24 protein-coding genes are annotated in these 23,337 nt (G+C 44.3%); 11 read left to right on the plus strand and 13 right to left on the minus strand.

Annotation, left to right across the window (positions count from 1 at the left end):
* The first annotated feature begins 33 nt into the window (after positions 1–33).
* Positions 34–1,296 (plus strand): glycoside hydrolase family 1 protein, encoded by a 1,263-nt coding sequence (locus NF859_RS09425; RefSeq protein ID WP_252744004.1) that lies wholly within the window; start codon positions 34–36, stop codon positions 1,294–1,296.
* Here the strand turns inward: NF859_RS09425 and NF859_RS09430 are convergent.
* The 3 genes from NF859_RS09430 to NF859_RS09440 are packed head-to-tail and all read right to left on the minus strand — an operon-like array spanning position 1,291 to position 4,759.
* Positions 1,291–2,622, minus strand: coding sequence for an MFS transporter (locus NF859_RS09430; RefSeq protein ID WP_252744005.1), 1,332 nt, complete (start codon positions 2,620–2,622; stop codon positions 1,291–1,293). The two genes, NF859_RS09425 and NF859_RS09430, sit on opposite strands and share 6 nt — an antisense overlap.
* Positions 2,609–3,703, minus strand: a complete 1,095-nt coding sequence (locus NF859_RS09435) for a glycoside hydrolase family 57 protein (RefSeq protein WP_252744006.1) — start codon at positions 3,701–3,703, stop codon at positions 2,609–2,611. Before NF859_RS09435 ends, NF859_RS09430 begins: the two co-directional genes overlap by 14 nt.
* The gene (locus NF859_RS09440) at positions 3,704–4,759 is read right to left on the minus strand and encodes a galactokinase (RefSeq protein ID WP_252744007.1); all 1,056 of its coding nucleotides are present in this window, start codon (positions 4,757–4,759) and stop codon (positions 3,704–3,706) included.
* A gap of 84 nt (positions 4,760–4,843) precedes the next feature.
* Between NF859_RS09440 and NF859_RS09445 the strand changes: the two genes are divergently transcribed.
* Positions 4,844–5,779, plus strand: coding sequence for a thiamine-phosphate kinase (locus NF859_RS09445; protein WP_252744008.1), 936 nt, complete (start codon positions 4,844–4,846; stop codon positions 5,777–5,779).
* A 155-nt stretch (positions 5,780–5,934) separates the two neighbouring features.
* On the opposite strand, the gene NF859_RS10755 is transcribed toward NF859_RS09445, so the two are convergent.
* The gene (locus NF859_RS10755) at positions 5,935–6,147 is read right to left on the minus strand and encodes an SDR family NAD(P)-dependent oxidoreductase (RefSeq protein WP_435372002.1); all 213 of its coding nucleotides are present in this window, start codon (positions 6,145–6,147) and stop codon (positions 5,935–5,937) included.
* A gap of 17 nt (positions 6,148–6,164) precedes the next feature.
* A complete protein-coding gene (locus NF859_RS10760) occupies positions 6,165–6,476 on the minus strand; it encodes an SDR family oxidoreductase (RefSeq protein WP_435372003.1) in 312 nt (103 codons plus the stop codon).
* 99 nt (positions 6,477–6,575) lie between these two features.
* On the opposite strand from NF859_RS10760, the gene NF859_RS09455 reads away from it, so the two are divergent.
* Positions 6,576–7,241: a helix-turn-helix domain-containing protein gene (locus NF859_RS09455; protein ID WP_252744009.1), complete on the plus strand. Its 666-nt coding sequence runs from the start codon at positions 6,576–6,578 to the stop codon at positions 7,239–7,241.
* 84 nt (positions 7,242–7,325) lie between these two features.
* Here NF859_RS09455 and NF859_RS09460 read toward each other — a convergent pair whose 3' ends face one another.
* Positions 7,326–8,645 carry a potassium channel family protein gene (locus tag NF859_RS09460; protein WP_252744010.1) on the minus strand — a complete coding sequence of 440 codons (1,320 nt, stop codon included), beginning with the start codon at positions 8,643–8,645 and terminating at the stop codon, positions 7,326–7,328.
* A gap of 7 nt (positions 8,646–8,652) precedes the next feature.
* A complete protein-coding gene (locus NF859_RS09465) occupies positions 8,653–10,224 on the minus strand; it encodes an ion channel (RefSeq protein WP_252744011.1) in 1,572 nt (523 codons plus the stop codon).
* A gap of 101 nt (positions 10,225–10,325) precedes the next feature.
* Here NF859_RS09465 and NF859_RS09470 point away from each other — a divergent pair, with 101 nt between their 5' ends.
* From NF859_RS09470 to NF859_RS09500, 7 genes are all read left to right on the plus strand, one after another.
* Positions 10,326–11,177: an ABC transporter ATP-binding protein gene (locus NF859_RS09470; protein WP_252744012.1), complete on the plus strand. Its 852-nt coding sequence runs from the start codon at positions 10,326–10,328 to the stop codon at positions 11,175–11,177.
* The gene (locus NF859_RS09475; protein ID WP_252744013.1) at positions 11,174–11,875 is read left to right on the plus strand and encodes an ABC transporter permease; all 702 of its coding nucleotides are present in this window, start codon (positions 11,174–11,176) and stop codon (positions 11,873–11,875) included. Before NF859_RS09470 ends, NF859_RS09475 begins: the two co-directional genes overlap by 4 nt.
* Entirely contained in the window at positions 11,872–12,576 is a 705-nt protein-coding gene (locus tag NF859_RS09480; protein WP_252744014.1) for an Rv2686c family ABC transporter permease subunit, read from the plus strand. Before NF859_RS09475 ends, NF859_RS09480 begins: the two co-directional genes overlap by 4 nt.
* A 128-nt stretch (positions 12,577–12,704) precedes the next feature.
* Positions 12,705–13,751, plus strand: coding sequence for an AmmeMemoRadiSam system radical SAM enzyme (amrS, locus tag NF859_RS09485; RefSeq protein WP_252744015.1), 1,047 nt, complete (start codon positions 12,705–12,707; stop codon positions 13,749–13,751).
* A 1-nt stretch (position 13,752) separates the two neighbouring features.
* Complete coding sequence (locus tag NF859_RS09490; RefSeq protein WP_252744016.1) at positions 13,753–14,577, plus strand: hypothetical protein; 825 nt, start codon at positions 13,753–13,755, stop codon at positions 14,575–14,577.
* Between the two features lie 285 nt (positions 14,578–14,862).
* Entirely contained in the window at positions 14,863–16,737 is a 1,875-nt protein-coding gene (locus NF859_RS09495) for an S-layer protein (protein WP_252744017.1), read from the plus strand.
* 46 nt (positions 16,738–16,783) lie between these two features.
* Positions 16,784–17,470 (plus strand): hypothetical protein, encoded by a 687-nt coding sequence (locus NF859_RS09500; protein WP_252744018.1) that lies wholly within the window; start codon positions 16,784–16,786, stop codon positions 17,468–17,470.
* On the opposite strand, the gene NF859_RS09505 is transcribed toward NF859_RS09500, so the two are convergent.
* On the minus strand, positions 17,467–19,212 hold the full coding sequence (locus NF859_RS09505) for a radical SAM protein (RefSeq protein ID WP_252744019.1): 1,746 nt from the start codon (positions 19,210–19,212) through the stop codon (positions 17,467–17,469). The two genes, NF859_RS09500 and NF859_RS09505, sit on opposite strands and share 4 nt — an antisense overlap.
* An 83-nt stretch (positions 19,213–19,295) precedes the next feature.
* Between NF859_RS09505 and NF859_RS09510 the strand changes: the two genes are divergently transcribed.
* Positions 19,296–19,823, plus strand: coding sequence for a ferritin-like domain-containing protein (locus tag NF859_RS09510; RefSeq protein WP_252744020.1), 528 nt, complete (start codon positions 19,296–19,298; stop codon positions 19,821–19,823).
* On the opposite strand, the gene rsmA is transcribed toward NF859_RS09510, so the two are convergent.
* The 5 genes from rsmA to NF859_RS09535 all read right to left on the minus strand — a co-directional run bounded on the left by rsmA (position 19,815) and on the right by NF859_RS09535 (position 23,296).
* Positions 19,815–20,633, minus strand: a complete 819-nt coding sequence (gene rsmA, locus NF859_RS09515) for a 16S rRNA (adenine(1518)-N(6)/adenine(1519)-N(6))-dimethyltransferase RsmA (RefSeq protein WP_252744021.1) — start codon at positions 20,631–20,633, stop codon at positions 19,815–19,817. The two genes, NF859_RS09510 and rsmA, sit on opposite strands and share 9 nt — an antisense overlap.
* A 2-nt stretch (positions 20,634–20,635) precedes the next feature.
* Entirely contained in the window at positions 20,636–21,262 is a 627-nt protein-coding gene (locus NF859_RS09520; protein ID WP_004069136.1) for a DUF655 domain-containing protein, read from the minus strand.
* Positions 21,263–21,338: 76 nt separating this feature from the next.
* Entirely contained in the window at positions 21,339–21,701 is a 363-nt protein-coding gene (locus tag NF859_RS09525) for an RNA polymerase Rpb4 family protein (RefSeq protein ID WP_252744022.1), read from the minus strand.
* 5 nt (positions 21,702–21,706) lie between these two features.
* Entirely contained in the window at positions 21,707–22,000 is a 294-nt protein-coding gene (locus tag NF859_RS09530; RefSeq protein ID WP_004069139.1) for a 50S ribosomal protein L21e, read from the minus strand.
* A 123-nt stretch (positions 22,001–22,123) separates the two neighbouring features.
* Entirely contained in the window at positions 22,124–23,296 is a 1,173-nt protein-coding gene (locus NF859_RS09535; protein ID WP_252744023.1) for a tRNA pseudouridine(54/55) synthase Pus10, read from the minus strand.
* Positions 23,297–23,337: the final 41 nt, after the last annotated feature.

Below are 23,337 nucleotides of genomic sequence, written 5' to 3' on the forward strand. Positions count from 1 at the left end.
TTTTCAAGCCAAATAAATAATTTGGTGAATGCTATGATTGTCTTTCCGGAGTTCTTCCTCTTTGGAACCGCCACATCTTCTCATCAGATCGAGGGAGATAATAAATGGAACGACTGGTGGTATTATGAGGAGATAGGTAAGCTCCCCTACAAATCCGGTAAAGCCTGCAATCACTGGGAGCTTTACAGGGAAGATATAGAGCTAATGGCACAGCTCGGCTACAATGCCTACCGCTTTTCGATAGAGTGGAGCCGTCTCTTCCCGGAAGAGGGCAAATTCAATGAAGAAGCCTTCAACCGCTACCGTGAAATAATTGAAATCCTCCTTGAGAAGGGGATTACTCCAAACGTTACACTGCACCACTTCACATCACCGCTGTGGTTCATGCGGAAGGGAGGCTTTTTGAAGGAAGAAAACCTCAAGTACTGGGAGCAGTACGTTGATAAAGCCGCGGAGCTCCTCAAGGGAGTCAAGCTTGTAGCTACATTCAACGAGCCGATGGTCTATGTTATGATGGGCTACCTCACAGCCTACTGGCCGCCCTTCATCAAGAGTCCCTTTAAAGCCTTTAAAGTTGCCGCAAACCTCCTTAAGGCCCATGCAATGGCATATGATATCCTCCATGGTAACTTTGATGTGGGGATAGTTAAAAACATCCCCATAATGCTCCCTGCAAGCAACAGAGAGAAAGACGTAGAAGCTGCCCAAAAGGCGGATAACCTCTTTAACTGGAACTTCCTTGATGCAATATGGAGCGGAAAATATAAAGGAGCTTTTGGAACTTACAAAACTCCAGAAAGCGATGCAGACTTCATAGGGATAAACTACTACACAGCCAGCGAGGTAAGGCATAGCTGGAATCCGCTAAAGTTTTTCTTCGATGCCAAGCTTGCAGACTTAAGCGAGAGAAAAACAGATATGGGTTGGAGTGTCTATCCAAAGGGCATATACGAAGCTATAGCAAAGGTTTCACACTACGGAAAGCCAATGTACATCACGGAAAACGGGATAGCTACCTTAGACGATGAGTGGAGGATAGAGTTTATCATCCAGCACCTCCAGTACGTTCACAAAGCCTTAAACGATGGCTTTGACTTGAGAGGCTACTTCTATTGGTCTTTTATGGATAACTTCGAGTGGGCTGAGGGTTTTAGACCACGCTTTGGGCTGGTCGAGGTGGACTACACGACCTTCAAGAGGAGACCGAGAAAGAGTGCTTACATATATGGAGAAATTGCAAGGGAAAAGAAAATAAAAGACGAACTGCTGGCAAAGTATGGGCTTCCGGAGCTATGACGTCCCCTTTACAAGTTCCTTTGCCCTCTTCTTTAGTATTTCCTTCACTGCATCTCTGTCCTCAGGATAGCTTTTTCTTATCCAGAGCCATACTAACGCACAGGGTATCCAAAATAGTGCTCCGATTAGAAGTGTATACTCATACGCTAGTGCATCTGAGTAGCCCATGCTTCTAAGAGTTTCTATTAAAAATCCACCAAACAAAGGTCCAGTTGCTTTCCCAACATTGTCCAAGATATTAAAAAGGCCAAACACAGTGCCCCTGTCTTCTGGAAGATTGACTTGAGACACTATTGCCCTAACGTTTGGTCCTGCATAGGAAACAAACTGAATAAAGGCGAGGGAGTAGAGGGTTAAACCTATCCAGTGAATTGAAGTTAATTTGCTCGGAAGGGGGTAAAGGATAAGACCTATAGCGGCTATCATTCCAATGAAAATTGCCAAACCGGTAATTACAGCCCTTCCACCCCTCTGCCTTGCCTCAAAGTAATCTCCGACAAATCCGCCTAACAGACTTCCTATGACGCTTGAGATGCCAACTATGAGGAGGACAAACGTAGCGGTGCTTTTCTCCATGCCCCTCGTTACAATGAAGAAAGAGATAAGCCAGTACATTATGACTCCCCACGGTACTGTCCCTATTATGCCCTGAAGGAAAATTAGGATGTTTGTCTTGGTCTTGAGGGACTTTTTGAGTGCTTCCTTATTCAACCGGTAAGTGTATTCATAGCCCTTCTCTAGCACTTCTCTGAGCTCCTTTTCTCCCTCACCTCTTTTGGGTTCCTCTGCTACGAAGTAGAAGAGCGGCGCGAGGATAAAGTTTGGAACCGCGGCGATTATAAATGGAGTCCTCCAGCTCACTATTAAACCTGCTATTATCATTCCGAAGAGCGTCCCAAAACCAAAGGCAGTCTCTATATAGGAGTATCCTCTTCCCCTCTTTTCCTCCTCAAACATGTCCGCTATTAGAGAGTAGCCTATGGGAATTATCGAGCCTATACCTATTCCCGTAAGAAAGCGCATTGCCAAGAGTTGCCAGTAGCTGGTAACGTAAGCCGTTAGGAAGCATGGGATTTCTCCAAGGAGAACCCCTACCACGAGAAGCTTCTTTCTGCTTTTTATATCGGAGAGCATGCCCCATAAGATAGTGATCAATGCACTCGTTGCAACAAAAATAGTCGAAACAAGGCCCATTTGAGTTTCACTTATACCAAATTCTGCCATTATCTGCTGATAGTTTGGAGGAAGAAGGTTCTGATCAGCCATCAAAAAAGCTGCCATCAATACAAGCAGTGCAATCGAAACTCTTCTTCTAAGGTTCCCCATTTTCACCCCTCCAATCGTTATATATCGCCCGGAAGGCATCCAGCCTCCTCTCAGGGAGGGGCTCCCATCCCCTTGCATCGCTGTTCTCGGCTAAAAAGGCGAGTTCGCCCCTCATATTGTAGGACAGCATATTAAGTCTTGCGTTCCCTTCGTCCTCTCTCCATATCCTCAAGCTCTTATCTGGTGCCCAACTCGAAGTCCGTAAGTAGAGCTCCCTTCCACTGTGCTTCAGCTCTGAGGGAAGGCACAGTTCCGAGTTGAGCTCGTCTATAACCTCTAATAATCCCTCAACACTCATTCTGTAGCCTGCAATGTCCCTATAGCCAATGAACTCTATATCGGTGCCGTATAGAAGAATGTTGTCCTTGTCCTCTATCCAGCTCGCCACTTTCTTAGGATTCATAAGAGGAAGCCTTCCGATGCCGAGCATTACAGCCGTGTTCACGGCCACCCAAACGGGTACGGCTTCGATGTCTTTGACTGCCTTTAGCGTTACCTTACCTTCAAAAACGAGCTTTATCGCCTTCCTAAGCTCCCTGAGACCAAGGAGATAGCTGATGTACCTAAAGCGCTTTTCCCTTTGGGCCTTTATAAGGTGTGGATAGAGCGGTTTAATTGGCTTTATCGCCGAGTTGAGATGAGCTGAGAAAAGCATCGCCTCCCCGTCGGCGAATAGATACTCATAACCGTTGTCCTTCAGTATGGCAGGGATTATCGGGTCATAGGCGAGCTCTGGCAGCCAGAATCCCTTTGGAGAAACCTCGAAGAGCTCTTCCTTAACTTCCCTATCTCTCTGAACTTGTGCTTCTACTCTGCTAAGCGGCAGGAGGGGGAGTATTGCGTGCGTGTAGCTCGTTCCGATTATCTCTATCAGGTCACTCGCGATGCCCCCTTTAACGAGGTCTATAATATCCTTCGGGAGGAACTTTAAGGTATAGCCCGTTATGTTGAGCCCAAAAGGAATTTCTTCTTTAATCAGTGTCTCGATGACTGGGATGTATGCCTTCTCTATGACCTTTGGGATTTCGCTCTTTGGGATTTCGGCATACTGGAGGTTGCCGTGAAAGACGAGCGCTCTCAACTATCTCACCCCATCAGATGGCTCTACGATGAAGTACTCAGCCTTCCACGGAAATTTCTTCCCATACTCCTCAAGGACTGCTTTTCCAACCTCCTCCGCCTTTTCCTTGTCAACAAGGGCTATTGCCGAGCCTCCAAAGCCTGCTCCTGTTAACCTTGCCCCATAAGCTCCAAGTCTCCTGGCTTTTCTTACGAAGAAGTCCAGCTCCTCTGAGCTCACTCCGTAGTTTCTTGCAATGTCCCAGTGGGCTCTGGTTAATATTTCCCCAACCTTTTCAATATTCCCGTTTTTTAGGGCATCCCTCACTTCGAGGACACGCCGATTTTCCCTAACGATGTAGCCAAAGAACTTCCGGTAAAGAGAGGGGAGCTTAATAAGTTCACTCTCATTAACGTCTTTTGAAGTTCTTTTTCCAAGAAAACGAAGTGATTCCTCTGCGATTTTCCTCCTTTCTGCGTAGGCTGAGGATGCAAGCTCCCTTTTAACCCCTGTATAGAACACCAGCACCGAAACGTCGCTGGGGAACGGTATGTACTCGTAGCTTAGTGTGTCCGTATCCAAAAATATTGTGTGTCCTTTCTTTCCAAAAGCTATTGCAAACTGGTCAAGAATTCCACAGGGCACACCTACAAATTCGTTTTCCGCTTTTTTGGCAAGCAATGCCATTTCGAGACGAGAAAGGTTGAGAGAATATGCCTTGTCTAGGAAAGCCATAACTGCGAGTTCAAGGCTTGCTGAAGAACTTAATCCGGCTCCAAGTGGTAAGTTGCCCAGTATTTTCCCATGAATTCCACCTACATTGTACCCCTCTTTCTTCAGCACCCAATAAACTCCTTTTACGTAGTCTATCCATGTGTTCTCCTTGTAAAGCTGATCCAGGCTGAAGAATTTCTCCTCTCTAAAGTGTTCTGAATAAAGAGTCACCACTTCCGCTTTTTCTCCCTCCAAAATCGTGTAGAGGTTTATTGCCATCGGCATTACGTAGCCAAGAGTATAGTCGGTGTGCTCGCCTATTAAGTTCACCCTGCCAGGGGATTCGACCCTTATCATAACCATCTTAAAAATTTGAGTCCTCAGGATATAAATCTCTTTCTCCCAAGACTTTTTAACCTGCATGTCTCACTATCAAAGGGGATCACAGTGGAGCGTGAGATAATAAAGCTGTTCATGAAATACTTCAAGAACCAGGGAGATTTGCCTTTAGGAGATGACACTGGAGCGCTAAAGCTCGGCGATGAGTGGCTCATAGCAACAAACGACATGCTGGTGAAAAGCACAGACGTTCCGGGAATAATGACGCCTGAGCAAGTTGGCTTTAAGGTCTTCACTATGAACGTGAGCGACGTTGCCGCCATGGGGGGTAAACCGATAGGGTTCCTCTTCTCCCTTGGAGTGCCCAGAGATATTGATATGGGGTATCTTGAAGGCATTGCAAAGGGAATCGCTGAGGCTTCTGACTTCTACAGCACGCCCATAATAAGTGCCGATACTAACGAAGCATGCGATCTCATAATAGATGGGATAGCCCTTGGAAAGACCAAAAGGTTGCTCACGAGAAGCGGAGCAAAGGAGGGAGATTTGGTCTGCGTTACCGGCGACATTGGAAGGGCTCTAGCGGGGCTTAAAGTCTACTTCGACAACCTTGAAGTTAGTCCAAAAACAAGGAAAGCTCTCTATGAGAAGCTCCTTGAGCCCAAGGCGAGGTTCAGAGAGGGGCAAATACTTTCGAGGTATGCAAACGCCGCAATAGACATAAGCGACGGCATGAGCAAGGAGCTCCACCTGATAGCGGAGATGAGCAAAGTGAAGATAACCATCTATGCCGAAAAGCTCCCAATAAGGAAGGAAGTTTTTGAAGTTGCAGAGCTCTTGGGAGTTGATCCTATCAACCTTGCACTGGCAAGTGGAGAGGAGTTTGAGCTTATCTTTACTATCCCCGAGGAACACCTCGAAAAGCTCGACTTTGAATTTTCCATCATTGGGAAGGTTGAAAAGGGAGAGGGCGTTTACCTGCAAAGAGATGGAAAACTTGAGAGGATGCCCCTTTTGGGATGGGAGCACTTGGCAAAGCCTTAAAATTCAAACCTGTAGGTTAGAGCTGGCCATCTCGGCAGGTATTTCGCAACCTTAATGTATCCCGGCACGAAAACTTCTTCTCTTCCATTTTCTATTGCCTTTATTATGGCATCGGCAACCTGCTCCGGTGAGATAGCCCCCTTCGGAGTTTTGTCCTAGAAAGGCGTGGCAACCTGCTTTGGATATACCCTTATGACCTTTATTCCATTTTCCCGGAGCTCTTCGCTAAGTGTAAGTGATAAGTAGTGAAGGGCAGCCTTTGCGGCACCATAAGCAGACATTTCTGGAGTTCTAACAAAGGCAACTCCACTCAACACCATTACAACCTTCGAACCGCTTTGCATAAGGGGTAGCAGTTCTCTAGTCATTAAAACCGGGCTTATTGTTAAAACAGCTTTTGAAGTTCTTCTTCACCGTGCTCCAGAAGGGGCTTTTTTATCGCAAACCCGGCGTTGTTGATGAGGAGGTCAACCTTACCCACCCCCAGCCTCTCAAGGGCTTTCTTGACCTCTCTTTCTGCGCCATCCTGAGCTAAATCTTGGACTACATATTCAAAAGAATCGCCGAATCTAGCTTTAAGCTCCTCCAGTGCTTCTCTGCTTCTCGCTATCCCCACAACTTGGTAGCCCTTTTTGATTAACCTCTCGACCAAAAGACGGCCGATGCCTCTTGATGCTCCCGTAACTACAGCCAGCATCCTGTTCACCGTCTAATCTTTTTTGGCTAACCCTTAGATATAAGTCTAACTAAAACGGCTTTGGCAAAATTAATAACTTTTGCTTTTCAACTATCTTTGATGCCTATGAAGAGGATAAAGTTCAAATTTCCCAATTCTTCGGAGCAGTTCTCAGACTTTAAATGGTTTATAGGGGCAATAGAGTGGGCATATGGAGACACGTACTTCATGATCGGTGACGAAATCATAAAGCTCGTGGAAATAAAGTTCAAAGAAGAAGCCAATCCCCAAGATATCGTAAATCGAGTGAAGGAGCTTCCCTATGTTGAGGACATCAAGTTGATACCTCTAAAAAACGGTCATTACTACATGTACACACGTGCAAAGCTTCCAAAACACCCGAACTCAGAAGAAGCTTTTGACGTACTTGAGCTCCAGAAAAGAGGCTTCGTAATATTCGAGAAAGGTACGATGACACCAGAGGAAAGTTTTCTCTACGTTGTCTGTGAGGAGAACTTCATCCCAGAAATTATATCGATTCTCAAGAAAACCTACAATGCGGAGGTTGCTAGCATAGAAGATTACACCCCACAAAAGAGTATATTTCCAAAGCTCACAGAAAAACAACTAAAAACTCTGTTAGTAGCTTACAAGAGCGGCTACTTCGATAATCCAAGGAGGATAACCCTCCGAGAACTGGCGCAAATACTCGGCCTGAGCCCCTCAACCGTGAAGGAGCACTTAAGGAAAGCGGAGAGGAAAATCCTTGAGGAGCTTATAGGCTAATTATCTGCCCTCACCGTTCCAACATCTATCGAGATAATAAGGGTCGGTGAGAAGCTGAGGTGATTTCTTAATTCCAGAGATTGTTCATGAGGAATTTAAATACTTTCTCCCTAATGTTGTTATGAGGAGAGCCCACATGAAAGTGCCAAATATGGCTTCTAAGGATGCAAGAAACGTTCCTAACCCTTCAGGATGAAAATCTCCGTATCCTAGAGTTGTTGCTGTGACAATACTGAAGTATATAGCTTGCCAATACGACTTAATTCCTGGTACAGTACCTGTTAACAGGTACAATATAGGAAATATTATTAAAACCAAAGAAAACCAAATAGATAACAGTCTTTTCCAACTGGTTCCGTATTTTATTGGTACATCTAGGAATATCCACTCGAGAATACCCCCAAACTTGACTAATAAAAACCTGAAAAGCTTCTTAAATGATTTTTTATTGGTGATTTTCCAGTCTTCCTTTGCTAGTTCAACTTTCCATTTTCTCCTCGCAACCATCTCCCGATAGAAATGGTATTCTAAATTATCTAAATCCTCTGGCCGTGAACTTTCTTTAAAAAGTCTTTTTGCTAAGTTAAACATTTCGACAGCAAAACGATTTGAATGGATGTTTGTATAATTCAAATACAACCTCCCCCCTATCTTGATGGGTGGAATCAATTTGCCTGTTTTAATAGCTGAAAACTTAAGGTTAATGTCATTGCTTACAGATAAATTTTTACCCAAAACGAGTTCGGTGATCATCGAAGAATTAAACCATATATCTGTAACGTTGGATTCTGAAAGGACTATTGTTAATGATTTTAACCCGTTTAGCCATAGAGTGCTTCCCTCACAGAGGATTATATATAACTTTCCCACATAGCAATTTGAATCCAAAAGTGTTTGAAGTTCTTCAATTTTAAAGAGGTTCGGATCAACTATGGATACATTAGAATCCTCAACCAAATCGTTTGTTTTCTTGGAGAGTATTCCATAAACAGTTGAGGGGATAGAGTAGATACCATGGAACTGTGAATTCGTGATATACAGTTCTTGAATGTTTGCATTGTAAATAAGAAGGTCCTTGAACTTCAAAGGTTTATCTTCTCTGCCCCTAATAATCACCTCTAGCACATTAGCATTGCTAAGAATTATATTGTCCTCTATTTCCTTAATCCCAAATTCTTCCAAAACTTCCCACGTTAAGGGGAAGGTGTATAGATATGCACCTTCAAAGTTAAAATCTCCAGCTTGAAGTTTTCTTGCGACAGCGCTGAGTTTCAATTCCTCCAATTTTTCTCTCCAAACAAGTTTTTCTCCTTCCTCAAAGCTGATGTGGAGAGCGCAATATCTTGAGCCTTCCAATGGTGCTTCTTGACATTTACTTCCATCTGAATAAATGTAGTCGCACATAAAAACCTCACCTCATCCATTTTCTTGCTATGACCGCAACAATGAGTGCCATGAAGACAGCACCGGTAAAGGCCTCGAGGGCGCTTAGTGCTTTAAGCCAGCCCGTTGGATGCATGTCGCCGTAGCCAAGTGTTGTAAATGTGACGAGGGAGTAGTAGAGGGCGTTGGCAAAGCGAACAAGATAATTAGATGTTTGAGGGAACCCCTCAATGAAGTTGCTCCAGATGGTGTAAGGAATAGCATTCCCGATAATCACAAGCAATGAAATTCCTAACAAGCGAATCCAGTTTGTCCCGTATTCTGAGGGTAAGTCTCCGAGAAGCCATTCAAAGAAATTATAGGCATAAGCTCTGAGCTTTTCAAACTTCGTTTGCGCATTTTTGAGACGGGCTTTTCGTTTAGCCCGCATTTCGAGGACAAACATTTTGTCTGCGTTTTCTCTATCACCAAGTCGCTCGTATATAATGCGTTGCATTTTGGCAATTTCTGCGAGTGGTTGAGGATGGCAAAAACGTTTAATACACATCTTAAATGAGTTATTTACGGTTATGTCTTTCCAACATTCTTTATCTACGCAGTTTTCATCCAACAAAGAGTTTATATCTGAAGAGTTAGGTTCAATAAACATCGCTCTATCCGTAATTACAGCTCCATCGAAAGATATGTAGGTGAGGACTCGAACTCTCGTAAAGTACAACTCATTAAATTTTGCACCTTTAAAATTAGCCTCGTTAAATTTAGTCCACCCTTCGTAGATAGTTAAAAGCTCCCCAGGATACACTATTGTCTCATCAGTAAAGTATGCTTTTTTGAATTGTGCTCTCGCAAAGTTTGCTTTGTTGAACTTGCTTTCCATGAAGTGAGCTATGTTAAATTTTGAATCTTCAAAAATAGCTTCTTCAAAGACTGCCCAATTGAAGTCTGCAATATTGAACTGTGCCCACATAAAATCAGCATATTTAAATTCCGCATTCTCAAAAATTCCTCGATTAAACTGTGCACCCATGAATCTAGCAACACTAAATTTTGCTCTTTCAAATAGTGCTTCCTTTTCGAATTTTGAGTATCGAAAGCTTATAAAGTTCTCAATTGGAATCATGCTTTGCAGGTCTTTATAGATCATGTCAACCTCTAGAGTTTTAAAAGAGTCAATTTCCACATCAGGAACCTGATCGCTTCCAAAACTTTGAAAAAGCTCTATATCCTTCAACTCAAGACTACTTTGAATATATGCTTGTTCGAAATTTGAATAGCTAAACCATACATTTTCCTTAAATACTGCCCACTCAAAAGAAAAAATTTCATCTAATGTATTCCCCTCTGGATCAGAATATTTAATTAGTTCGTTTGGAATCCGCGGAAACACGAACCCTCTAGCATCAACCAGTTCCTCAAAAACTAACCTCTTTACCTTTTGTCCATGAACTTCAATCTCTTCGACTCTTGGCTTAAATCTCTCCAAAAACTTCCTGTAGAACTCTCTCGCCTCTTCCTCACTCTTGTTCGGCTTATGAAAAATACAGTACTTCTGGTTAGCAGTATCTGGGTCACAGTTACCAAAGTGCGCCATCTTGCACATGAATGTATCTTTATGTGAACTTTCCTAAAAACTTTCCGCACCCGCACATGTGCGGGGTTAACTATAACTACTTCAAAGCCCTATTTTAAATCGGTGAAAACATGCCTGTAATTGAGGTTAAGAATGTTAGAAAGTACTACGGTGATGTTAGAGGTGTGGAAAACTTAAGCTTCGAGGTCGAGGAGGGCGAAATCTACGGGTTTTTGGGGCCAAACGGGGCCGGAAAAACCACAACCGTCAAAATTCTCGTCAAAATAATAAAGGACTATACTGGAGAAGTTAAGGTTTTTGACAAAGACCTTAGGAAGTGGGGCAAGGACTACTACAACAAAATCGGCGTTTCCTTCGAGTTTCCAGCGGTTTACTCCCGCCTGACTGCCCTCGAAAACCTCGAGTTCTTCGCGAGCTTTTACAAAAAGCACCTTGACCCGATGGAAGTTCTCAAGATGGTGGGGCTTGACAAAGAGGCAGACCAGCTAGTCGCTGGCTTTTCTAAGGGCATGAAGAAAAAACTTGATTTGGCAAGGGCTTTGCTCCCTGATCCCGATATCCTTTTCCTTGATGAACCCCTAGAGGGCCTCGACCCAGCAAGTGCCAGAAAGTTCAAAGACCTCTTCCTTGAGATGAAGGAGAGCGGAAAGACTATTTTCCTCACCACTCACAACATGTACGTGGCCGATGAGCTTTGCGACAGAGTTGCTTTCATTGTCGATGGCTCCGTTAGGCTCGTGGACAACCCGGGCGAGCTCAAGGTGAAGATGGGTAAGAGGCTCGTGAAAGTCGAGTACGTGGCGAGCAACGAGGTGAGAACGGCGGAGTTCCCGCTCGAGGGCATCGGCCGGAACGAGGAGTTTCTAAACATCCTGAGGAACTACGAGATAAGGAGGATCAACACGGAGGAGCCTACCTTAGAAGAGATCTTCCTCAAGGTGACGGGGAGGCGGCTCGTATGATGGGGAACCTGCTGAAGACGAACCTCATCGTCGGGGTTAGGAGCTATGTCTACCCGATATATGTGCTCATAGGTCTCGCCTATGGACTAATGCTCATGGCGTTTCCAGAGCAGTACCTTCCCACAATGGTGCCTATCTTTCTCATATTCGAGCCGGGGCTCGTTGGATTTATGTTCGTTGGCACTGAGATATTCGCGGAGAAGAAGGATGGCGCAATAAGCGCCCTCGCAGTGACGCCAATAGAGTGGAGAAGTTACATATTTGCTAAAACATTTCTGATGAGCGTTCTCTCAATAATTGGGGCAGTGCTAATAATGGCTATTGGCACACGCTCCCTTGAAGGGCTTCCTTACGTTATCGTGGGAGTCTTTCTGTGCTCGATAGTTTACACCCTCCTCGGTATAGGGATAGCGGCAAAGTACCACGATCTTGATGATTACTTCGTGCCGATAATGGCTGTTCTAGTGGTCTCGCTACTTCCCTTTGCCCACTATCACGGTTACCTCACAAACGAAATATGGAAAGTCCTCTACATTGTTCCCAGCTACCCAGCACTTTATTTCTTTAAAGCTCCTTTTGTAGAGGTCTCAAGGGATACCTTGGCGCTTTCAGGGGTAGCTTTGCTCCTCTGGTCTGGTATAGCGTATTATGTAGCTAAAATAAGGTTCTACAAGTATGCTGTGGAGGGATTGAGATGAGTTTTGTGAAGAAGTTTGGAGCTATTTATAAGACCGACCTCAAGCTTTTAAGGAGGGACCCAATGCTCTTGTACAGCGTGGTTATGACTCTCGTGATCCTCCTCATCATCCGCTACTTCAAAGACCGCATCGGGCCTTACTATCCTCTTTTAGCCCTCCTGGGCCTGATATTCATACCCATGATATTCGGCATGATACCTGGCTTTATGATGGCTGACGAAAAGGAAGACAAAACTATTCAAGCTCTCCAAGTCATCCCTATCTCAAGCGAGGCCTTTTTGGCATATAGGCTAACTTGGGCTTCAATAGTAGTGGCTGTATTTACTTTCGTTGCCCCCTATATACTCGACATAGAAATACCCCAAAAGGGCATTCTAGCTCTAATGACGCTCTTCCTTTTTGAGGTGTGGATCTACGGGCTGCTCATCACGGTGTTCTCGGAGTCCAGGATGCAGGCGTTAACTGTGGGCAAGGTCCTCGGCTGGCTGCTCTTCCTGCCCCCGGCGATAAAGCTCATCGTGGTGTGGCGGAACCTCTCAACGGACTGGAGCAGGTTTACGGCGTTCCTCCCAACTTACTGGCTCTATAAGGTCTTTGAAGGAATCCCACTTAACGACTACAGCAATTTCCCAATAGCTCTTGCGGTGCATTTGGCGTGGCTGATACCTCTGGTAGTGCTGTTCAGAAAGAGAGTATTGTAGGTCTTACCAAAAGTCCAATAAGCTGCTCTATTCTCTCTTTTATTCCAGGTGTTTTTTCGAGTTATCTGAGCCGTTTTTTGAACCAAAAGCTTAAACTATAGTGGGTGCTATTTTAGAATGGTGGTTTTATGAGGGAGGCTATGTATTGGGAGCCCTTAGAGGGCAACAGGGTGAGATGTTACTTATGCCCTCTAAACTGTCTCATAGATGAAGGGCAGAGGGGTTCCTGCAGGGTTAGGAAGAACATTGGCGGTAAGCTTTACACCCTTAATTATGGGAAGGTATCTTCTATGGCTGCCGATCCGATTGAAAAGAAGCCGCTCTTTCACTTTTATCCGGGCTCCTGTGCATTCTCTATAGGCACAGTTGGGTGTAACATGCACTGCATCCACTGCCAAAACTGGGAGATAAGCCAAGCTGATGAGACTTTTCCCTACTTGGAGGATGCCACTTCGGAGGCTATAGTGAGGCTAGCCAAACATTATGGATGCGAGAGCATAGCTTACACATACAACGAGCCGACGATATGGTATGAATTCGTTCTCGAAACTTCAAAGCTCGCCAAAAGAGAAGGCCTCAAGAACATTCTCGTGACGAACGGCTACATAAACGAGGAACCCTTTAGGGAGTTAGCCCCTTATATAGATGCCATGAACATTGACATAAAGGCCTTTCGGGATGAGTTTTACAGAAAGATCTCGAAGGTGCCAAGTTTAGAGCCGAGCAAGAGAACTGCGGTTATAGCCAAGAAGGAGTTTGGGATTCACGTTGAGCTTACATACCTCATAATACCAACGCTAAATGACAGTGAAGAAGAGATAAGAGCTTTTGCGAGATGGGTGGTTGAAGAGCTAGGTGATGATACACCAGTACACTTCTCACGCTTTTTCCCCCATTATAAGCTCCTCACATTGCCTCCAACGCCAGTTGAGACCATTGAAAAGGCTTACCGCATAGCTAAGGAGGAAGGGTTGAAGTTTGTATATACCGGAAACATCCCAGGCCATGATGGAGAAAACACATACTGCCCAAAGTGTGGAAAACCTTTAATAGTTAGGTGGGGCTTTACGATAGAGGAGTACCACATAAAGGATGGAAAATGTGAATACTGTGGTGAACCAATACCGATAATTGGCGAATATAAGAAAAGACATTACAGAGGAATGTGGTGGTAATATGGCAACAATGAGGGTTAGATTTTATATAGAGGCACTCTCAAACCACAAGAAAGCTTTGGAAAGGGCTGTCGAAGAGATCGTAAAGTCCCTAAAGAATGAAACCAATGTAAAGGTTGAGAACATAAGAGCCGAGGATATCCTTGAAAACCCTGAAGAGGAGATGCTCAAATACTCAAGCATGGTTGAGGCAGAACTGGAGGGCCCTTTTGAAGAAATAGTGAAAGCCACCATGAAATATGCCCCCGCAATAGTTGAAGTTGTATCCCCTGCCAAAATTGAAATAGATGCCAAAGACCTTATGAAAATCCTTGGGGAAGTTTCTTTATTCATGGGCAAGCTCATGGAGAAGTTTGGAGGTCTCGTTGCATACCCCTCTCTCGATGAGATTCCAAAGCCAAAAGTGGGCTACAGTAGGGAAGAGATTGAAGAGATGATAATCGACGGCAAAGAGATTCTCTACCGATTCGTTATAGAAACGTATGGGAAAAACAAGGAAGTCGTGGAGGAGACCATGCTGAAGGCCTTTGCATATGAGGGCTGTAAGATAAACAAAATCCTTGTAAAAGTGCAGGAGGAGGGGGAGGAGAGAATATACGCCCTTGTTGCGAGTGAGCTGGTATCACCTTTTGAGGTTCTCTTCCAGCTTACGGCAAAATATGCACCGGTTGCAATATCGATAATCGAGCCAGAGATAGTTGACATCTCTGCAACGGAGCTTCAAAATGCTCTCACAGACCTTGGAGGTTTTGTCCACGAACTTATCCACAGGCCGCTTAAGAAAAAGCTCATAGAAAAGGACACCTTCAAGTTCAAGCTCTCTTGAACCTTTAATTTATCGTAGGGAAAAAGTTTATAAGCAGATGCCGTTATTGGTGGCAGGGAGTTTACTCTCCCCTTCAACTTTTGTCGAGATATTATCGGCAAAAGGCGAATTTTGTATAGGCATTAGGTAAACGCCATTTTTAGCCATTGGGGGAAAAAGACGGCTTTTCTAATCGTTAGAAAGGGTCTGAAAGCGAAAAGTATATAAACCCTAAGCTACATATAGCTACTGAAGAATACCATAGTTGGGGGTTTAGCCCCCACAAGGTATCGGAGGTGTGAAGACATGAAGGTAAGAAAGATCGCGGCCCTTGCTGTTGGTGCCGCAATGGTTGGAGCAACCCTTGGGTATGCAAGCGCCCAATCAGAGCTTCCAGGAAAGGAGTTCTTTGTTAAGGATGGAATGCCAAACGTTAAAATCGTAGTCGGAAGCAACGCTGCTGCTATGGATGTTGTGAGCGCAGCAGACATAGCTGTTGCACTCGGTACACTCCTCTACACCGAGAAGGAAGTCCAGGCAGAGGCAACCGCAGTCGTTGTCAAGGAAGACACAGCTTACGACCCAGATGACATTCCAGTGTTTAAAGACAAATATAATGAAGAGACTCACGAATATGAAGATTTAGCTAGTGACGCAAACTATGGATGGTGGAATGGAAGTGCCTGGGACTGTGACTTGGATGAGGTAGTGTACTCCTGGACTACAGATTCCAATGGACTATGGGACTATGGCGACGTTGAGACACCAACTTTGACATGGACCGAAGTCAATGCATCAGTAGGTGGGGATTCAGACCTCAACCCACTGGACTTCACAGTATATGATGCAATAATGTGGAAGTTTGGCACACCACTAACAGAAGAAGAAACGATAGATGGAAAAGACGTAACATTCACAGTAGATGAAGAGGCAGTGGGGTACACAGTTAAAATTGACGAGATTAGATTTGACAAAGATGAATGGGACGAACACTTGGAGGACTATGCGGACCTTTCAAGTAAAGAATTACTCCCACCAAAAGACATTGATCTTGTTATCCCAGCATGGGCAGTTACTTATACTGTTGATTTCAAGGTTGGCTACTGGACTTGGCCAAGGCACAAATATTCAGGAATGCCCTACACGCTTTATGGCGTTGATGACATGGGACTTGATGAAGTATGGGTGGATGCAGCATACCCAGGAGACACCATTGAGCTCTTTGGCAAGGAGCTCAAGCTGGTAGATGTTAACGCCAGTGGAACAGTCCTAGGACCTGACTACGTAGTTGTCGTTGGTGAAGCCTACGCGCCAGAATACATGAAGCAAGGAGAAACGTACACCTTTGGAGACTACAAGGTCACAGTCCTCGACATTGACGTTTACGACGACAAGGCATTACTCCAAGTTGAAGGTCCAGAAGGCTCAGAGCTTGTAATTGTTGATGCTGACGAGAACCCCACAGAGATCCTCTTCAATGGAGGAATAATGGTAACACTTTACGACACCTTTGTCGGTATTGAAGGCAACCTCATTGCACAGGTAGAAGTTTCAACAAACCTTGAGGGTTATGAAGAGACAGTCGAAGACTTCTTCGACGGATGGGACTTAGAATTCGTGCTGACTCCAGAAGGAGACGGTATAGACAAAATCATACTTACAAACAACAAAGATCTTAAGGGTTCAGAAATCAACCTCTTCAACCAGTTCAAGGTTTACTATGACTATACTCCATACGGTCCAGATGAGAAAGACAGCACTACATACTACGGAGCAGAGGCCTGGGTAAGAATCGACCCAATCGAACCAGAATGGGAATTCACAGAATATGAAATCGGCGACGAGATTGATGATGGCATCATTGACAGCGTCAAGACAGAGCCAGTCAAGACCGTCGAGATCAACAAGATCACAGAACCAATCACAGTCCTTGACACCGAAGTTGACGTCAACGCAGTTGACAGCAACCTCATCCTCGTCGGTGGACCAGTTGCAAACGCAATCACCAAGTACCTCGTTGACCAAGGACTAAGCACAGTTGACTGGGAGAACAGCGACGGTGACATCGAGTACATCGAAGATGCATTCGGAACATTCGACGTCCTTATCGTTGCCGGTAAGGACAGGTACGCCACAAGAGACGCAGCCAAGGAGCTCATGGAGTACTTGGCTGGCCTCTGAAGCCTTTTCCTTCTTTTTTAATTAACTTTTCTTGGGGGTTTTGAAATTGGATAAAAAGACACTGGCAGTTGTGTTATCCATTGTTTTCATTGCGGCTTCTGTCGGAGTTGTCTTCTATGGGTATTTGAATTGGGAAAAAGCAATCACTCCAAAAGGAGACCCTCTGGATAAGGTTTTGGTTAAAATCCCCTATGGTGGAAGGCAGTACGGAGTTCTTCTCGAAAGTTACATAAGTGGTGACCCCCTTTTGGATTTGAACATTACTTTGAGAAGCAATGTTTATGATGATCTCACTATACTTGTTGGAGATCCAATCTTTAGAAACTGTGACGTTTCCCAATACGGGCAGATGTGTGTTTTGAGGAGCAAAACTGCCTCCGAGCTTTCGGTAACTGTATCACCAATATTCACGGCTGCGAGATATTGGTACTACATCCACAATGGCTATAATGAAACAGAGGCCCTTGCAAGGGCTCAGGCGGATAAGGATAAAATTCACACCACAACTCTGGCATTTGCCCAAAAGGTCAAGCTCGGGCTTGGATTAATGGGGAACAAAAAACACCTCGTGATAATACTAAAAGGCCCTGTAGAGGGCGCAAAGACAAACAGGATCTATGTCCCGAGGGAGGGAGTGCTGGTAATTGAGGCTACAAGTGAACAAAGCCTCTTTGTTGAAGTCTTGGCACTGAAAACAATAATCGCATCACAGGCGACGGGAGAGAGCAGTTAAATTTCTATAGCTCTTTTGTACATTTCTCTCTTCTCTGCTTCTATAACCTCCAAAAACTCCTCCTTGCTTTTGAACGGTCTTTTTGCGAGGATCTTTGCAACTTTTTTCTTTCCAATTCCAGGCAGATAGCTTAAAACCTTTGAGCTCTCCCTGTTCACGTTTACAGGCACAGGGATTCCAGTTATGCTCCTAAAGCCGTGATCAACAATTAAAACATCGTAAAACCTGTTCAGCTCAATTTTCTTTGGGATTCCGACTATTAGGGGGTAGCTCCCTATCTGCCTGCCGTATGTTAGGCCGTTATCAAACACCTCCGCCCTAACATCCCTCAAAATCGTCCCCACCGGCACGAGCCTTTTAAGCATAGGATAGTCTATTTCGTGCCTTATCTTGTACTTGTAGTGCTTTATGAGGGCTTTGTGCTTCTCGGTCTTTACCTTATCCCTCATATGCCACAAAGGCGTCCCTGGAAAGACAACGACCTGCCTTATGTTTATCCTCCTCACCAACAGCCCATCGTCGAGGATTTTCTTTAAGAACTCATAGGTAAGCTCGTAAGTCTTCTTGGTTTCTCCAGGAAGGCCGAAGAGTATGTTTATTCCTGGTAAAAGCCAGGGCATTCCGTTGTAACCTCTTTTGGCACCGACTTCATTCAAAATCCTAACCGCTTCGTAGGTTTCCTCCGCTGTGGAGTTCAGGTTATTGAGCCTTGCAACCTTTGGGTCGGCCGTTTCAAGCCCAAAGGCAACGACGTTTCCAGGTGTGCCGTATTTTATAAGCGTCTTCGCAATTTTAATGCTTTCCTCAGGATAATTTGCTATAACCGCTGGATTGGCATTGTCTACATGCAAAGTCTTCACATCTGGGGCAACTACTCTAATTCCCTTAAAAAGCATCTCAAGGGCTTCTGGGTTTGGAATCGGAACCCTGCCGTTCGGCTTAGCCATGTATGAAAAGATACAGCTCTGCCTTCCTACCCTAAAGTGCCTTACTCCTAGGTTATAGAGCACTTCAACTTCCTTAACGATGTCTTCAATAGGTCGGTCTTCTATTGATTTGTATCTCACGGGTTCAGTGCAGAAGGAACACCCTCCTATGCCCGCAGCTTTGGGACATCCTCTCTGGGTTTCGATTTCCACTATAACAAAATCCGGGTAATCGGGAAATTGCTTCACAACTTCGGCACCTAAGAGTGCGTAGTCCCTTAATTCCAAATAGTCCCTAAAGCGAAATGGATTTGCGTCCTTAGGGTTTGTGAAGAAGTCATAAAGAAAAGCCTCCAGGTCGCTGTAAACGATGTGGTCAAAAATTGCATGGGCAAGGGTTAGTTCCCTTGAGCTTATCTTTGTCCCACCTTCATGGGCTGAGCCCATAAAAGCCGGCCCGCCGAGGATTTTAATGCCCTTGAAGGGTTTTATAAACTTTGCAACCTCTTCCACTTGAGAAGGAACCGCAGAAAGGTATTTCCCTGGAGTATGCAGCCCACCGATGTATATGATCACATCAGCTTTCTCAAGAATTTCTTTTGTTTTATACACGTTGGGAGTTTTGTTTTTGGTTTTTATTCCTTGCTCGCCTTCAAAAGTAAAGCGGAGGTCATCTATCGTGAGGTAAAAAATTCTCGCATCTTTTCTGGCTTTTTTTATTGCACCGTAGGCGTATCTTGGGTAGATCCCCAAATATGGAGGCACTCCAAGTCCCGCTGGTTCGTCGGTGTAGCCATCAACTATCGCAACTATCATGTGTGGGGATTTTGGTTAGAGGTTTAAAAATCCAACGAAAGTATTTAAGTCAGTTTAACATAGTTCATACTGCGGTGTCCTTAATGGAGTCGAAGTATTCCAACCGGGTCATCGAAAAGCTGAACCAAATTGCAGAGACGTTGCCAAACTTGACTCCAAAAGAGGTAATCTCCTATTGGATAAGTGCAGAACTAGAAGAGGCTGAGATGCTCTATAGGCTTTCGGAAAGCTTCAGGGATATTGCACAAAACAATGAAATTGCCAATGTGTTTTTGGAACTTGCTAGGGAGAGTGCAGAACATGCTGAAGCCCTCCTTGATGCATATAAAAAAGCTTTTCATAATGAGGAGATTTTACATGTCAGCTTGCCCTCACTTGAAGTTGTTCTTCAAGAAGAACTACTCAGCAGATTTCTAAAAGATGGGAACTACATGGAGCTTTTAAAGGCATTGAGGGAAGTTGAGATGATTGCACACAAAACATACCTGTATCTTTCCGAGTACGTTGAGGATGAGAAGCTTAGGGATATTTTCAAATGGCTAGCCGAAGAGGAGCTTAGACATTACGAAATGCTCAATAATCTTTATCAGACCCAGGTTCCCTCAAAGTAGTCCATTTTGTCTTAGGTATTCTTCGATATCTTTTATCTCCTCTATGGACAGCTGAAATACTCTTTTTTGAGAGTGGGGAATGTGTTCAATGATGGGCTTAAGTTTCTTGAACTCATCTTTTGTGAGGCCTAGCATATGGTAAGAGTCTTTTAGTGCCTTGCTTGCCAGCTTTCTCCTGTGCTGGAAGAGGGCCTTCACGAGGTTCTCGTTTAGATTGACTTGTTCATCTTTGGGTTTGGGCGTCATTACTATTACTGCGGAATCAACTTTCGGTTTTGGGTAGAATGCTCCTCTGCCAATTTTTTCAACAAGCTCAGCCTCAGCCTTAGCCTGCACCATTACAGAGAGGCGGGAGTAGTTCTTATCTCCTGGCTTTGCCACCATTCGTTGGGCAAATTCAAGCTGATAAATAAGCACGGCTTTCTTGAAGTCATACTTCAGAAGTTTAAAGGTTATGGGAGAAGATATCTGGTAGGGAAGGTTGGAAACTATCTTATCAAATTCGGGAAAGTCTATTTTGAGGGCATCTCCGTGTATGAGCTCCACATTATCCCATCTGTACTCTCCCCTCAGGATTTCGATTATCCGTGAATCCTTTTCTATGGCGTAAACCTTCTTTGCCCTCTTTGCCAGCTCGTCTGTTAGCCCCCCTAAACCGGGTCCTATTTCAAGAACGGTCTCGCTTTCCTTTATTTCTGCCCTTTCCACTTCTCTCTGAATAACATCTTCCACTATGAGAAAATTTTGGCCAAGATCGGAATTCGGCTTTAGGTGGTATTTAGAAATTAAAGAAAAGACCTTGGAGTACATATCTACTCCCTGAATATTCTCCTTGAGCCTACAAAAAGCCTGTAGCGGTCTTTGTTCTCAAGCTCGTCCAGGATTCTTCTCGCTATCATTTTCACGGGATCTGGAAGTCCCTTTACCCTATGCTTTAAATCCTCAAAGCTCTTGAATGGTTCTCTTTCCCTCTCTTCCAAGATGTCCCACATGTGCTTTTTCCCTATTCCGGGAAGCAGTTCTAAGCTGTGAAGTCTGTTCGTAATTGGCGGAGCAAGGTTGAAAAACTTCACAAAACGCTCTTCATTGTTCTTTACGATTTCCTCAAGGACGTACGGAAGTTCAGCCTTCGCAGTTGGAGTCAGGTCATCGTAATTAAGCTTTCTGGTTATCATTAATACCTTGTCCCTCTGTCCCTTTCCAACAAAGACCCTTTCATAGAGCATAAGGTCTGTCTTGGGGATTACTTCGAGCAGGGTAAAAGCCTTCTCCCCAATAACCTGTGCTATAGGCTTGTTTTCCCTAAGGTTTCGATGCTCAAGATCGAGATAACCGGTGGGAAGATAATCTAACACATATGCGTATTCTTCATACTCCACATGACGCTTTTTTTTATCGGTGCTTTGGGCATAGGAATGTCTTCTACGATAATAATCCATGGTCTCTCCCCCCAAGAATATACAGCTTAGGGCTTTTAATACTTTTCGAGAAATTTTGAAAAAGAAGAAGAGAGTGCTACTCCCTATATTCTTCAAGTATTTCGAGTATCTTTTCTGCTTCCTCTTTGGTGGGCATGTGTTCTTCCTTGGCAAAGATGACTCTTATGTCAAAGTAGTCTTCGGGCATTATGTCAACAATTTTTGTCGCTATTCTCCCATCAAGCCATTCAAAGAGACCTGTTAGCCTTTCTCTAAGCTCTTTTGCCTTTTCTGCTGGTAGTTTTGAGAACCTCTCGGCATGCTCAATGCTGACCCTTGCCTCATAGAATATTGGCTCTTCTGGGTTTTCTTCAGCCCCTTCCTCTTTTCTCTTGAGTAGTAATTCCCTTGCCTCTGGAATTGAGATGTATTCCTCCTTAAGCTTCTTGCGCCCTATCATAGCTCTCACTTCTGGGGTCTTAAATGGACTGGGTGAATAAAGAATGTCTTAACTTTACCGCCATCGGTGAGCTGGACTATGTATGCATCTCCCCTTTTTCCAACTACTGTACCGGTTCTTCCATGGAACCTTGGATCGGGCATTCCTTTGTGGTAGCTTGGCTCAATCACTATGTGGACTTTCTGTCCGACTTCAAACTCTTGGAGGAACCTTGTTAATGGAGGAAGACCTCTCCTCCTTGGTGATTTGCTAAGCTTACCTCTGGTTTTCCTTCTAACAGTATGGGCTTTTTGAACCATATCAATCACCTCTTAGAGCTTATTTAGGAGTTTCAACAACTTATACGTTTAGGAACAAGCTTTTATCAACTATGGGTCTTTCCCAATACCATAAGCTCATGTGCTCAACCATTTATAAAGTTTTCACTGCTCATCTAGGATGTTCAGCACATCAAGTTTTTCGCACCAAGCCTTCTTTCCTAATATCTCGCTCACCGAAGGGGTTGTCCTCCCATTGTCTCCCGAAATTAGTTCTTTTATGTAGAGCCCTCCGTCGGTTATCAGGCGGAGTTTAAAATGCCTTTCATCTAAAAGCTCACCTTCAGCCTCATGGACTTTTCTCACTCTCACTAAATCAGCCCTTCTCCCTAAAACCCTTCTAGGGGTTCTTTGATGAATGGTTGCTCCTTCGAGTGCCTTAACGACCTTTTCAACCTCTTCCCTGCTGATGCCCTCCTCAACATAAACAAGGGCCTCGTATTCTTTTTTGTGGTTTGACGTGAGAACCTTTTCGGCTTCTTCCTTGGTTATAAACCTAAGCCCTAAGACCTCAACTTTCCCGCTCTTGTTGATTTCCTCTGCAATTTTCTCTAAGTCAATATGCCTTTTTATTGGTCTCTTAACCTCAACAACAAAAGGTCGCCCATTCCCAAGCATTCTCACATCTACATCCTCTCTTCCAGCTCCGTGGAATATGCATTTTCCTTTTGTCGCTTTTGAAAAAGGTTTGCAGATTATTGACGCAACACTTTCTTTGAATCCCCTTAATGGCGTTTGAGGGATCCCCCTAACTAGCTTCCTGTAGCGACCGTAGATGTAGAGAGGCTTTATCTGGAGTTCCACCCTCTCGTTGTATGGCTCCACTATAAAAACAACATCTGGGTTGCTCTTGTTTACAGGCTTTTGAAGTATGAGTTCAAGGACCTTTCCAATTTCTCTGTTCAATTCTCTGTTTATTGGTTCAGCATACTTCAACCCAAACTTTTCAATTATCTCCCGTTCTTTCTCTACAATTTCCTTGGGAACCCTTGAGCCAACGAGAAAGCTCTCAAACTCAAGTCCAAGCCTTGAAACCTTATCATAGCAAAGCCTTGCAAGATACTCGGTCTTTTTGAAGATATTTCCGCAAAGCTCACACTCTTGGGGCTCCTGAAAGCTCTCTTCGCCTCTAGCTTCTCTTTCCATATTAATGACTAACCTTATTGATTTCCCTCGGATGTGATTGTCTCCCTTCCCAAGCAGGGCAAAGGCCCTTCCCAAGCAGTGATCACAGAGTTTGTGCTCTTTGAGTATCTCTTCGGCCTTTTCTATTATCATCACTAGCACCCTTAAGCTTTTTAATGCCCTTTCAAACTTTC

The organism is Thermococcus alcaliphilus, from assembly GCF_024054535.1.
Taxonomy (GTDB): domain Archaea; phylum Methanobacteriota_B; class Thermococci; order Thermococcales; family Thermococcaceae; genus Thermococcus_A; species Thermococcus_A alcaliphilus.